This window comes from Sorangium sp. So ce590 (genome assembly GCF_051521365.1).
Lineage (GTDB): Bacteria > Myxococcota_A > Polyangia > Polyangiales > Polyangiaceae > Sorangium.
The window spans coordinates 6,123,190-6,135,842 of record NZ_CP150346.1 but is presented as its reverse complement, the minus strand read 5'-3'; the positions used below and the strand labels follow the sequence as shown (position 1 = coordinate 6,135,842).

10 protein-coding genes and 1 pseudogene are annotated in these 12,653 nt (G+C 70.0%); 6 read left to right on the top strand and 5 right to left on the bottom strand.

All coding sequences use genetic code 11. The features are described 5' to 3' along the window. Positions 1-53 precede the first annotated feature (53 nt). The 3 genes from WMF28_RS22840 to WMF28_RS22830 all read left to right on the top strand — a co-directional run bounded on the left by WMF28_RS22840 (position 54) and on the right by WMF28_RS22830 (position 2,847). Positions 54-1,109, top strand: coding sequence for an AraC family transcriptional regulator ligand-binding domain-containing protein (locus tag WMF28_RS22840; RefSeq protein WP_437595357.1), 1,056 nt, complete (start codon positions 54-56; stop codon positions 1,107-1,109). A 92-nt stretch (positions 1,110-1,201) separates the two neighbouring features. Beyond that, positions 1,202-2,146, top strand: a complete 945-nt coding sequence (locus WMF28_RS22835; RefSeq protein WP_437595356.1) for an alpha/beta fold hydrolase — start codon at positions 1,202-1,204, stop codon at positions 2,144-2,146. Then, on the top strand, positions 2,143-2,847 hold the full coding sequence (locus WMF28_RS22830; RefSeq protein ID WP_437604383.1) for a hypothetical protein: 705 nt from the start codon (positions 2,143-2,145) through the stop codon (positions 2,845-2,847). The genes WMF28_RS22835 and WMF28_RS22830 overlap by 4 nt, the downstream gene beginning before the upstream one ends. Before the next feature lie 103 nt (positions 2,848-2,950). On the opposite strand, the pseudogene WMF28_RS22825 reads toward WMF28_RS22830, so the two are convergent. The 4 genes and pseudogenes from WMF28_RS22825 to hisS form a co-directional block, all read right to left on the bottom strand. Then, positions 2,951-3,007, bottom strand: a pseudogene (locus WMF28_RS22825) (hypothetical protein); the annotation flags it as partial. 103 nt (positions 3,008-3,110) lie between these two features. Further along, positions 3,111-3,743 carry a COMM domain-containing protein gene (locus tag WMF28_RS22820; protein WP_437595355.1) on the bottom strand — a complete coding sequence of 211 codons (633 nt, stop codon included), beginning with the start codon at positions 3,741-3,743 and terminating at the stop codon, positions 3,111-3,113. Positions 3,744-3,846: 103 nt separating this feature from the next. Beyond that, complete coding sequence (locus WMF28_RS22815; protein WP_437595354.1) at positions 3,847-5,625, bottom strand: hypothetical protein; 1,779 nt, start codon at positions 5,623-5,625, stop codon at positions 3,847-3,849. Next, a complete protein-coding gene (gene hisS / locus WMF28_RS22810) occupies positions 5,622-6,908 on the bottom strand; it encodes a histidine--tRNA ligase (RefSeq protein ID WP_437595353.1) in 1,287 nt (428 codons plus the stop codon). The genes WMF28_RS22815 and hisS overlap by 4 nt, the downstream gene beginning before the upstream one ends. Positions 6,909-7,021: 113 nt before the next feature. Between hisS and ruvX the strand changes: the two genes are divergently transcribed. Then, positions 7,022-7,450 (top strand): Holliday junction resolvase RuvX, encoded by a 429-nt coding sequence (gene ruvX, locus WMF28_RS22805; protein WP_437475727.1) that lies wholly within the window; start codon positions 7,022-7,024, stop codon positions 7,448-7,450. Between the two features lie 55 nt (positions 7,451-7,505). On the opposite strand, the gene WMF28_RS22800 is transcribed toward ruvX, so the two are convergent. After that, positions 7,506-9,077: a serine/threonine-protein kinase gene (locus WMF28_RS22800; RefSeq protein ID WP_437595352.1), complete on the bottom strand. Its 1,572-nt coding sequence runs from the start codon at positions 9,075-9,077 to the stop codon at positions 7,506-7,508. Positions 9,078-9,463: 386 nt separating this feature from the next. Between WMF28_RS22800 and rpsO the strand changes: the two genes are divergently transcribed. Beyond that, on the top strand, positions 9,464-9,730 hold the full coding sequence (gene rpsO / locus WMF28_RS22795) for a 30S ribosomal protein S15 (RefSeq protein ID WP_437595351.1): 267 nt from the start codon (positions 9,464-9,466) through the stop codon (positions 9,728-9,730). 509 nt (positions 9,731-10,239) lie between these two features. Then, positions 10,240-12,504 (top strand): polyribonucleotide nucleotidyltransferase, encoded by a 2,265-nt coding sequence (pnp, locus tag WMF28_RS22790; RefSeq protein ID WP_437595350.1) that lies wholly within the window; start codon positions 10,240-10,242, stop codon positions 12,502-12,504. Positions 12,505-12,653 lie beyond the last annotated feature (149 nt).

Below are 12,653 nucleotides of genomic sequence, written 5' to 3'. Positions count from 1 at the left end.
GGGGCGAAGCCCGAAGGTCGAGCCGGCTCTGGTGCTAGGGTCGAACGCCACCGATGACCGGGAGACGGACAAAGACCCTGAGCGGAACGATCGCTGCTTCGTGGACGCGCCGCGCCGCTCGCTACGCGGTGAGCCGAGGTCTGGACGCGGAGGCAATGCTCAGGGCCGTGGGCCTTCGTAGTGAAATGCTCGAGCATCCCGAGGCGCGCATCGCCTTTCGAGAGCACGTCGAGCTCTTGCAGGCGATCGAGGAGAGCCTCGCCGATACAGGGGTAGGAATCGACATTGGAGCAACCGGAAGGCCGGAAGATTTCGGCGCCATGGGGCTCTTGGCCGAGACCAGCGCGACGCTCCGAGATGCCCTCGACATGGTCCAACGGTTCAACCCGTTGGCGAACCAGGCTTCGCTCGCGACCTATTGGGTCGAAGGCGAGCGCGTCTACATCTCCGACGCGCACCTGCCAGACGGCCGACCCACACCGCGCGTCGCCGCTGAAGCGACCATGACGTTCTATGCTCGCACCATCGTCCTCACGACGGGCGTCTTGCATCCGTTCTTCGAGATCTGCTGGGCCCACGCTCGCCACCCGGGGTGGACGACGGAGAGGGCTGCACTATTCGCTGGTGCGCGGGTCCGTTTTTCGGCGCCCAGGAACGCCCTCGTCGCGCCGGCCCAGCTGCTCGATGCTCCGCTGCACTCGGCCAGGCCCGCTCTGGTTCCGCACCTCCGGTCCCTCGCCCAAAGGCTCCTCGAGACGGTCGGAGACGGCGCAGACGATCTGCAAAAGACCGCGGCCTGTTTGCGCGCCTCCGTTCAGCGTCAGGAGCCGCTCTGCGTCGACGGCGCGGCGCGCGCGCTCGGCTGCTCCACCAGGACTCTGCAGCGGCGGCTCGGCCTCGCGAAGATCACCTTTCGCCAGCTGGTCGATGAGGTCCTTCGTGAGCGGGCGGAAGAGCTGATCGTTCGAGGCTCTCTCAAGCTCAGCGAGGTCGCCGACCTGCTCGGCTACTCGGACGTCCGCGCCTTACGACGCGCGTGCCAACGTTGGTTCGGCGCCCCGCCCGCCGAGCTTCGCGCCCAGGGCTCACGCGCACGCGCCAAAGTGTAAGACGTAGCGCGCAAGTTGGCGCGATCGGTCCCCCTTGTGGCGCCCTCGATCCCTCCCCGACGCCGAGGTGCGCGTCAGGATCCGCCCACATCATGAAGCACTTGGCTCTATCTTTGCTGGGCGTCGTCTCCACTGGCTGCCTCGAGAGCGGAACGGATGGAAACCTCGTGCCGCTCACGGTCGTCGACGATCCCTCTCTACCGCAGACATCGCTTGAGGACGGGCGAAAGGTTCATCTCCAGACCCGAGGCGACGCAGACAATCCCGTCGTGATCGTCCTCCACGGCGGGCCCGGAGGGGATCACCGGGACCTCCTCTCCCTTGAAGTCCTCGATGACGAGTACTTCCTCGTCTTCTGGGATCAACGAGGCACCGGGCTCTCGGCACGCGTCCCGGACGAGGAGCTCGACGGACCGACCTACCTGGACGACCTCTACTATCTAGCTGAGCTCTGGAGCCCCGACGCTCCCGTCCACTTGATCGGCATCTCCTGGGGCGGCGCGTACGCGACCTATTTCCTCCAGCGCTACCCCGAGCGAGTGGGCCGCGCCGTCGTGGCGGAGCCCGGGAGCCTGAATCCAGCGGCCGCCCGAGACGCCAACGTGGCGAGCGTGAACTTCTTCGGCGGTGAGGTGCATCAATACCTGAACGCCACGGACTACCTGCTGCCGAGCGGGGATGCCCGCGCGGATTACTTCTACGTCATCGGCCTGGCTGGAACGACGGAGCGCGATTCGCTCCTGGGTTATGATTTCTGGCGCCTCGGGTTTCGCGCGAATTATCGCATCAACCTCTGGCAAGGAAATTTCGACGAGTCTTACAGCTTCGACTTCACCGAGGGCCTCGAAGACAACCCCGTGCTGTTCATCACGGGCAAGTCGGACGGCCGTCTGGGCCACGACTTCCAGCTCGACCATCACGTCCCCTGCTTCCCGAACGCAGAGGTGTTCCAGATCGAAGACGCCGAGCACTCGGAGCTGCTCCGCCGCGCCGAAGCTCACGAAGCCATCCGTGAATTCCTCGGAGGTCACCCGTGAAGCGCGCCGGACTTCTGCTCAGCGCTCTGGCCGGCGTCCTCTTGGCTCCGAGCGCGGCGCGCGCGCAGGCCGCCGCTGAGTCGATGCTGCGCGGCGCACCTGGCGATGATCATCTCCGCGCTCGTGTGACGCTGGATCCGGGCTTCATGGTGGGCCTTGGGTACGTTCGGGGCATCGACGTGGGGCACGGGCGAGCGCGGAGGCTCGGCTTGCACGTCGACCTCGACGCGCTCATCGATTTTTCGAGCTGGGATCTCACGGGCGGCTTGAGCGCGCGGCTCTTCGATCGACCTGGGTTCGACGTGCTCGGACGCGTCGACCTCGACCTCAAGTTGGCTCAAAACGAAGCGCACACGGCGCTCGCCTACGGCTATCGCCTCACCCTCGCCCCGGGGTTCTATCGACCGAAATGGTACGCCGCGGCCGGAGCCGGGTTCCGCGGCAATATCGCCACCACGATGTGGCAAAGCGCTTCGTACTTGGAGCAATTCCCCGAGGCGAAGGACGGAACCTACCTGAGCGGGACCGCGCTCTTCTCGTTCGGAGTCACGGCGGGCCTCCGCTTCGGCCGGCGCTATTTCTCCGGAGTTCGCGCGGCGTACAGGCTCCCCGCGACCTTGGAGAGCTACGGGCCGTGGGTCCAGCCGATGACGGTCGGCGTCGAGCTCGGGGGTACGTTCTCCTTGTGGCCCTGGACCTGACGCGGGGGGCGATCGGCGCCTTCGACCGGCGGCCCCACGCGACGAACAGTGAGAGCGCGACCAGCAGGAAGTTGAACGGCGCGTTCGCCGCCTCCCCGCGTGTGACGTGGAAGACGATCGCGCCCACCATCAGCGCGACGCAGCCGAGCGCGGCCAGCACCGCAAGCACGGGCTCGATGCGCGTGGCGGAGGGCAGCAGGACGACCTGGTCGTCGTGCTCCTCGGCGATGGCACCTGGCGCTTCAACGCGCTGACGTGCGCGGTCAGCCGAGGATCTGCGCGCAGAGCTGCTGGAGCTCCAGCAGCATGTCGGGGGTGGCCTGGAGGGTGATCCGGGAGCGGTGCTCGCCCTCCTGGTAGCTCAGCGTGAGCAGGACGACGGGCGACGCGATCTTCGCCCCGCGGCTCGCGGCCGCGATCGTGTCGATGCGCCAGTCAACGCCGGTGAGCAGCTTGCCGTGGTCGAGCAGCGCGCCGCGCACGATCTCCCGCCGCACGACCGCCCTGGCCTGGTCGTAGCCGGCGAGCAGGATCGCCTGGATCTCCTCGGCGCCCTCGCCGGGCGCGAGCGCGGCGAGGTCGGCCGCAAGGGCGGCGCGGTCGAGGTCGCGCTTGCTCGCCTCGCGGACGAGGAAGCGGCACGCCTTGAGCACCCGCGCGAGCGCCTCGGAGTCGACCTCGTGCCGGCGGCAGAACGCGTCGAGGAGCCGCTCCACGGCGGCGGGCACCGGCTCGCCGAGGCTGGGCCCGAGCGCCTCCCAGAGGCGCCGCCGCGCGCCCTCGGGCAGCTCCAGGAGCCGGCGCAGGTCGGCGCCGAGCTCCGGGGGCGGCGGCGCTCCGCCGAGGCTCAGGAGCTCGGCGCGGGGGGAGGGCGCTTCGCGCGCGGGGGTGCTCATCGCGACCTCGCCAACGATTGCCGAGCGCCACGGCGATGTCCATGGCCGCGCGCGCGCCGGCCGTACTGGCCCGCGAGCGCGGCCGGCGCGGCGCCCGGCCGGCTCACTTGCTCAGCTGGATCGGGACGTAGAGGGCGCGCATCTTCGACATCGTGCCCTCGCGCGTGTACCCGGCGAGCCCGTAGAGGACGTTCCACCAGTGCCCCTGCGGCGTCTCGCCGTACGAGAACACGGGGAAGAAATGGAACTCCCACTCCTTGCCGGTGCGCAGCCGCTGCTCGCGGTAGACCGTGTTGAGCGCGACCTGCGTCACCGAGTTCTGGTCCGCGAACCGGAAGAAGACCGGCAGGGCCATCGTGGTGCGCGACGTCGGCGACGCGAAGTCCCAGAGGAACGGCGCGACAACGAGGTGCGTGGAGCTGCGGTTTCGACCCGAATAGAAGAACGGGTAGATGTCCGTCTCCCAGCCGGTGAGATCCTGCGTGTGCCGGACCAGCGGTGTGAGCCACGTGGTGTCGCTCAGCCCGTGGCGCTTGAAGCGGCCGTAGAACGGGAAGAGGACGAGATCATCGCTGCGCGGCGAGGTGTTCCGGTAATAGAACGGGAGCAGGAACGTCCGCTCCAGATCGATGTCCGGATCCCTGTATTGCCAGAAGAGCGGCGTGATCATGTCGAGCTCCGTCCGCCCTCGATAGCGAGCGTAGCCCCAGGTCGCGAAGGTGCTCTCCCCCTCCTCGCCGCGCGCCTTCACGAAGAGCGGTGTGACGAGCAGGTTCGAGTTGCCCTCGTATCCGTAATGGAAAAACGGGAACAGCGTGGTTCGATCGTGGTTCTTGCCCCAGCTGTGCCAGTAGAAGGGCATGATGTTGAACACGTCGCCCTTGCGCGAGTGCTGCCACATCAAGGGACCCCAGATGTTGGTCGAGCGGTCTCCGACGTCGCTGTAATGGTAGTAGTGCAGGAGCGGCGGGATGACCTCGTACTCGCTGCTCTCGTCACGACCGTAGAAGTAGAGCGGGGCCAGGCCGAGATCGATCTTGTCGGCCGAGCGCGCGTCGCACGCGGGGCCGCCCTTCCAGCTGCAGAAGAGGGGGCCGACCAGGTTGAAGCCGCTCCGCGCGGTGTGGTGCGTGAAGGTGAGCAGGGGAGGGATGTGGAGGTAGCCGCTCCCATCGTCGCTCTTGCCCTCGAAGAAGAGCGGCGCGAGCCAGTTGTCGTGACGGCCCGGCTCCGCCTTGCGCCCGGGGCTCGCGGGGCGGCCCTCGGACTCGCGGTGCATGAACGGGCCGACGATCGTCGTGTAGGTGTTCTGGTCCCGCAGCTTCCAGAAGAACGGGAAGAGGACGTCGGCGTCGACGTCCTTGCTCCGGCGGTTGTAGTAGAGCGGCGTCACCATCGTGGCGCGGTCGCCGGGCATCTTGCGCTCCGCCCACAGGGGGAAGAGCGTCCGGAACTGGTAGCTGCCGCTCCGCTCGCCGTAATAGAGCCCGTACCAGTCGCGCTGGATCTCCTCGGCGCGCCCGACCTCCCACTCGCCGGTGTCGTTCGTGCCGATCTGCTTCTTGACCGACGGCGGCACGGCCAGCGGGTCCTCCGGCAGGGTCGGCTCCTGGGTCTGGATCGGGCTCTCCTCGGAGGTCGGCGCCGCGTGCGTCTCCGGCATGCCGGGCGGCGGCTGCGGCGAGCTCGAGGGGGGCGGGCCCATGCCGGGCTGGCCGAAGCCGACCTGCGCCGCCGCGACGGACGGCGCGGCGAGCGCGACCAGCGCGGCGGCGAGCGAGAGCGCCGCGCGCGCGCGCCGCGCCCTGCCCTGTTCCTCGCCCGCCGGAGCGCCGCGCGCCCCCCGCGAGCAGCCCGGTGCTCCCATCGCCTCGGTGGTCAACGCGCTCCCCGCTGGCCGACGGGTGAAGCCTCGAGGGCCCGATCCGCGAGCACGCGCGCCGCTCCTTCCAGCGGGATCTCCTCCTGCACGTGCGCCACGAGATCCTTGATCTGGATGACGCCGCGCTCGACCTCCGAGTCGCCCAGGATCACGCAGAGCCGCGCGCCGAGGGCGTCCGCGCGCCGGAGCATCGCCTTGAGCCGCCCGCCGCGCCCGTCCAGCTCGACCGAGACGCCGAGCGCGCGCAGCTGCTTCGCCAGGACGAGCGCCCGGTCCGCGCCAGCCTGGCCGAGCGGGGCGAGGAAGCAGCCGGGCCTGCGGCGCGAGGCGGCGTCGGGCATCACCGTGAGCAGCCGCTCCATCCCCATCGCGAAGCCGATCGCCGGCACGCTCGGCCCGCCGAGCCCGGCGACCATGTTGTCGTAGCGACCGCCGCCCGCGAGCGTGCTCTGGGCGCCGAGCTCGCTCGATGTCGCCTTCACCTCGAAGAGCGTGCGCGTGTAGTAGTCGAGCCCCCGCACGAGCGACCGGTCGATGACGTAGTTCACGCCGAGCACGTCGAGGCAGCGCAGCACGCCCTCCCAGTGGGCCCGGTCCGCGTCGTCGAGCAGGTCGAGGATCGACGGGGCGTCGCGCGCCACCTCGTGGTCGCGCGGGTCCTTCGAGTCGAGGATGCGCAGGGGGTTCTTCTCGAGGCGGCGCTGCGAGTCGTCGCTGAGCTCGCCCTTGCGCGGCGTGAAGTGGGCGAGCAGCGCCTCGCGGTAGCGCTCGCGCGTGCCCGCGCTGCCGAGCGAGTTCACGTGGACGACGAAGTCGTCGACGCCGATGCGCTGCAGGAAGCCCGCGACGAGGTCGATCGTCTCGGCGTCGCAGAGCGGCCCGGGATCGCCGAAGAGCTCGCAGCCGGCCTGGTAGAACTGGCGGTAGCGCCCCTTGGCCGGCCGCTCGCCGCGGAACATCGCCCCGAGGTAGTACCAGCGGGTGACCGGCTCCTTGGCGTGCACGCCGTGCTCGACGTACGCGCGCGCGGCGCCCGCCGTGCCCTCGGGGCGAACGGTGAGCTGATCGCCGTGGCGCTCGAAGGAGTACATCTCCTTCTCGACCACGTCCGTCGTCTCGCCCATCTGGTGCCGGAAGAGCTCCGTCGGCTCGATCAGCGGCGTGCGCACCTCGGCATAACCGTGGAGCTCCGCGTGGAGGCGGAAGGCCCCCTCGAGCTTGTGCCAGCGCTCCACCTCTTCGGGGAGGATGTCGTTCATCCCCCGTACCGCACGCAGTTCCATCGCGCGGCGCTTATGGTCGGTGCTGGCGAGCGGGTCAAGCCGGTCGGATGCTTCCCGGTACGTTGGGTCTCGCCGCCTCACCGTCCGGGGGCTATGTGCTCTCCCCGAGGAGCATGGCGAAGGCGAAGACGCGCGCTGCGGCGATCGATCTTGGGAAGGCCCGCGTCGGCGTGGCCGTGACCGACGAGCTCGGGCTCTACGCGCACCCGCGGCCGCTGCTCGACGGGCGGAACCGGAAGGCGCTCCTGACGGCCCTCGCGGCGCTCGCCCGGGACGAAGGGATCACGCGGTTCGTGGTGGGGCTGCCGCTCGAGATGAACGGGGCCGAGGGGCCCGCCGCGCGGCGGGCGGTGGCCTTCGCGCAGGTGCTGGCCGACGCGGCCGGCGTCGAGGTGGAGCTCGTCGACGAGCGGCTGACGACGGTCGAGGCGGCACGGCGCCTGCGCGACGGGGGCGTCTCGGGGCGAAAGAGCAAGGAGCGCGTCGACGGGGCGGCGGCGGCGCTGCTGCTCCAGGCCTGGCTCGACGGGCGGCGCGGTTAGCCGCGGAGTCTTCGGCGCTCGCCGGCGCTGCGGCGCTCGCCGGCGCTCGCCGGCGCTAGCGGCTCTCGCTGCGGAGCAGCAGGTACGCGCCGGCGGCGCCGACCGCGCCGATCGCGAACAGCACGACGTCCCACATGGGCCACGCGACGCCGGCCGCGCGCCGGAGGACGACGGCCTCGACGACCCGCACGAGCAGCGACGCGAAGCCGTACGCGCACAGCCCGACCACGATCGGCCGGCGGAGGTTGTCGGCCAGATCGACCGCCCTCATGCTGTTGTTCCACACGCTCCGGCGCACGTGGCGCGCGCCGATCAGCGCGGGGGTGATCAGCGCGAAGCCGATGCCGAACGCGAGCAGGACCGCCTCGAGGCCCGTCAGGTTGTCGGTCACGGTGCCGCCGCGCGAGAGGCGGATGATCGCGGTGACCAGCGTGATGAGGCCGCCGGCGACCCAGAAGATGCCGAGCACCGACAGCAGCAGGATGAGCGGCCTCGCCATGCTCACCTGCTGCGCCTGGCGGAGCTGCATCGTCATCGTCGGCGCGGCGCGCGGCGCCGACGGCAGCGAGTTGCGCGGCCCGGGCTGGACGCCGGAGGAGCTCAGCTCCTTCGGCTCGGTCTCGTTGCTGTCGTAGAGCGCGAGCTCCGCGTCGAACTCCTCCATCGTCTGGTACCGATGGATGGGCTCCTTCGCCATGGCCCGCTGGATGATCATCTCCAGCGGCTCGGGGATGCTCGGCTCGAGCGAGCGCGGGCGCGGCGGGTCCTCGGTGAGCACCGCGGTCAGCGTCGCGGTCGGGTCGTTGCGGTCGAACGGCCGGCTGCCGGTGAGGGCGCAGTAGAGGATCGCGCCGACGGCGTAGATGTCCGCCCGATGATCGACGCGCTCGCCGCGGGCCTGCTCCGGGGCCATGTACGACGGCGTGCCCATGATCATGCCGGTCTGCGTGAGCGCGGCGCCCGGCGCGTCGTCGACCTTGGAGATGCCGAAGTCGATCACCTTGGCCGTGGGCATCGTGAGGTCGCCGGTGAGGAACACGTTCTCCGGCTTCATGTCGCGGTGCACCACGCCCTTCGCGTGGGCGGCGGTGAGCGCCTTGCAGATCTGCCGGACGATGCGCACGGCGGGGCCGATCTTCATCTTGCCGACATCATTGAGGTAGTCGGCGAGCTCCCTGCCTTCGAGGAACTCGTTGACGAGGAACGGCCGCCCCTCCGCGGTGCGGTGGACGTCGAAGACGGTGACGACGTACGGGCTCTGCACCGCGGCCGCGGCCTCGGCCTCGCGCTGGAACCGCGAGATCACCTGCGGTTGCCGCGCGAACTCCGGGTGCAGCATCTTGATGGCGAAGCGCTTGCTCGAGATCCGGGTGTGGCGCGCCTCGTAGACGCGCCCCATGCCGCCCTCGCCGACGACGCGCACGACCGTGTACGTCTCGTTGATCGTCTTGCCGACGAGGTCGTCGCGGAGCGCGTCGTCCTCCGACTCGTCGAGCGTCGCGGCGTCCCGCGGGCAGACCCTGAACTCGGCCGGGTAGCGCACCCCGCAGGTGGGGCAGACCTTGGGGGTCGCGTTGTCGCTCCCGGAGGCCGGGAGCGCGGTGGCGGAGGTGGACAGGCTCGTCATCGCGTTCGCGATATGAAGGTCCGACTGCGACGCGCGTGCGTCCGACTGCGATCGGGGGCCGCGTGCGTCCGACTGGGGTCGGGAAGGGTCCGACTGTAGTCGGGGAGCGTCGTCAGGGGGCCGGAGGGTGCCGGGCATCGCTGACCGAGGGTAGCCAATCGGCCGTTCTGGGGGTGACAAATCGCGCGCCCATGTCGACCGCGTTGACGGAGCGAGGCGTCTGCGTATACTCGCGCGCTCCTCAGCTCACTGGCCTGAACTTCGTGGGCTCGCGCCGCTACGGGCGCGGGGCTCACCTTCAGGCGTCGCTTGGCCAGTCGCCGGCGTTGTAAGACGCCCCGGCCCGGACGCTCGGCAGCGCACCGGCAAGGCCATGGAGAGCCAGCATGCTGCACTCGATTCAGAAGACGGATATCATTCAGAAGTACGCGGTTCACGAGGGCGACACCGGGTCCCCCGAGGTCCAGATCGCGCTCCTCAGCGAGCGGATCAACCAGCTGCAGGATCACTTCCGCACGCACCAGAAGGACCACCACTCGCGCCGGGGTCTGCTGAAGCTGGTGAGCCAGCGCCGCAGGCAGCTCGACTACCTGAAGCGCATCGACGTCGAGCGCTACCGCACCCTCATCGGCCGCCTCAACCTCCGCAAGTAGCCGATTTCCGCGCGGATCGCGCCGGCCCGCGGGCGCCTCGAGCGCCCGCGTGGCGCGCCCGAGCGGGCGCTCGACCCGCCGCGCCCGCGTGACCCCACGTGAGAGCGAGCAGACGACGAGCCCTGGCGACAGCCCGCCGGGGTGGTCCGTTCCGCCGCGCAGCTCCCTTCCACTCCGCGATCTCCATCGATCCATCGACGCGCCACGGACGACGGGCCGGCGTTTCGGCCCCTTCCGTTCGGGAGGTTTGCGGCACGCACCCCTGAACGCCTGCTTTTTGCGCTGGCGAGAGGGGAGCGAACGCTCTAAGGAGGTCATTCATTGACCACGGACCGGCGGGGCGATAGGCCTCGCTGTTTCCGAGCGCGGGCTCCGCGCGTCTTCGTCTTCGCTTCGTGCGCAGCAGCTCGGCTCCTGCGCAGGGACCGAGGAAGAAGAGCAGCCCCTCGCGCTCGGCGTAGCGCCGCACGCAGCGGCCCTCGCGATCGCGAGAGAGAGCTGAAATTCCAATGTTTGTTCGTGAATCCGTCATGGTGGGCGGCCGTGCCCTCACCCTCGAGACCGGCCGCCTGGCGAAGCAGGCCCACGGGGCCGTGCTCGTCACCTACGGCGACACCATGGTGCTCGTGACCGTTGTCTCGCAGGACGAGCGGCCGGGCCTCGACTTCTTCCCCCTCACCTGCGAGTTCGTCGAGAAGACGTACGCCGCCGGCAAGATCCCCGGCGGGTTCTTCAAGCGCGAGGCGCGCCAGCGCGAGGAGGAGATCCTCACGTGCCGCCTCATGGATCGCCCGCTCCGCCCGCTCTTCCCGGAGGGCTTCAAGCGGGACACGCAGATCATCGCGACCGTCCTCTCCAGCGACAAGCAGAACAAGGCGGACGTCCTCGCCCTGACGGGCGCGAGCGCCGCGCTGCACATCTCGGACGTCCCCTGGCAGGGGCCGATCGTGGGCGTGCGCGTGGGCCGGCTCGAGGGCGAGTTCGTCGCGTACCCGACGGCCGCCGACATCGAGAAGTGCGACATCGATCTCGTCGTCGCGTGCTCGCGCGACGCGATCGTGATGGTCGAGGGCGGCGCCGCGGAGGCGACCGAGGCCGAGATCATCGACGCGCTGATGTTCGCGCACGAGACGGCGCAGCCGGTCATCGATCTCATCGAGAAGATGCGCGCCGCGGTGGGCAAACCGAAGCGCGAGTTCGTCGCCCCTCAGCTCCCGGCGGAGATCAAGCGGCGCGTCGCCGAGCTCGTCGACGGCGATCTCAAGGCCGCGACGCGGGTGACCGACAAGAAGGCGCGCTACGAGGGCTACAGCTCGCTCAAGAAGAAGATGACCGAGACCCTGGCCGCCGAGCTCGGCGCCGAGAAGCTCCTGCCCCTCCAGGGGCTCGTGAAGGCCGAGTTCGAGGAGCGCAAGGCGCACGTCGTCCGCACCTACGTCATCGAGGAGGGCCGGCGCATCGACGGGCGCGACGGCAAGAGCATCCGGCCGATCATGTGCGAGGTGGGCCTGCTCCCGCGCGTGCACGGCAGCGCCCTGTTCCAGCGCGGCGAGACGCAGGCGATCGTCACGACGACGCTCGGCACCTCGACCGACGAGCAGAAGATCGACGGCCTGATGGGGGAGACGTGGAAGCGCTTCTACCTCCACTACAACTTCCCGCCCTTCTCGACCGGCGAGACGAAGCCGATGCGCGGCCCCGGCCGGCGCGAGATCGGCCACGGCGCGCTCGCCGAGCGCGCGCTCTTGCGGATGATCCCGGCGCCGGATCAGTTCCCCTACACGATCCGGATCGTGTCGGAGACGCTCGAGTCGAACGGCTCGTCGTCGATGGCGGCGGTCTGCGGCGGGTGCCTCTCGCTGATGGACGCGGGCGTGCCGATCAAGTCGCCGGTCGCCGGCATCGCGATGGGGCTCATCATGGAGGACCAGCGCTACGCGGTGCTCTCGGACATCCTCGGCGACGAGGACCACCTCGGCGACATGGACTTCAAGGTCTGCGGCACCGCGCGCGGCGTGACCGCGATCCAGATGGACATCAAGATCGCCGGCCTGAGCCGGAACATCCTGATGCAGGCGCTGGATCAGGCGCGCGAGGGGCGGATCCACATCCTGAACAAGATGCTCGAGACGCTGGCGACCACGCGGCCCGAGCTCAGCCAGTACGCGCCGCGGATCACCACGGTGCGCGTGAAGCCCGACCAGATCCGGCTCATCATCGGCCCCGGCGGCAAGACCATCAAGGGCATCGTCGACCAGACCGGCGTCGCGATCGACGTCGAGGACGACGGCACGGTGAACGTCGCGTCGGCCGACTCCGACGCGGTGAAGAGGGCGCTCGACATCATCAAGGGGCTGACGGCCGAGCCCGAGGTCGGGACGACCTACGCGGGGACGGTCAAGCGCATCACCGACTTCGGCGCCTTCGTCGAGATCCTCCCGAACACCGACGGCTTGCTGCACATCTCGGAGATGGCCCACACGCGCGTCGAGCGCGTCGAGGACGTCCTCAAGGAGGGCGACTCGATCGACGTGAAGGTGCTGAGCGTCGATCGCGACGGCAAGATCCGGCTGAGCCGGCGCGAGCTGTTGCCGCTGCCGGAGGGCGAGGAGGGCGATCGGGCGCGCGAGCGCATGGCGCAGGCGCGCGACGCCGGCCCGCCGCCGCGGCGCGATGGTCCGGGCGGAGGGCGCGGCGGCGACCGCGGATCGCGGCCCGGCATGGATCGCGATCGAGGCGGACCGCCGCGCGAGCGCCGCGAGCGACGCTCCTAGTCACGCGACCGCAGACGGGGAGGCCATGCCGCGCTGCGGCGCGCGCCGGCCTCCCCGACGCTCACGCTCCTCACAAAAATCATCTGTTTCCCAGCGATCCGCGGCTTCGCGCGGCGATCGCTGTCCGCCGCGGGCCGGCGCGCTCGGCC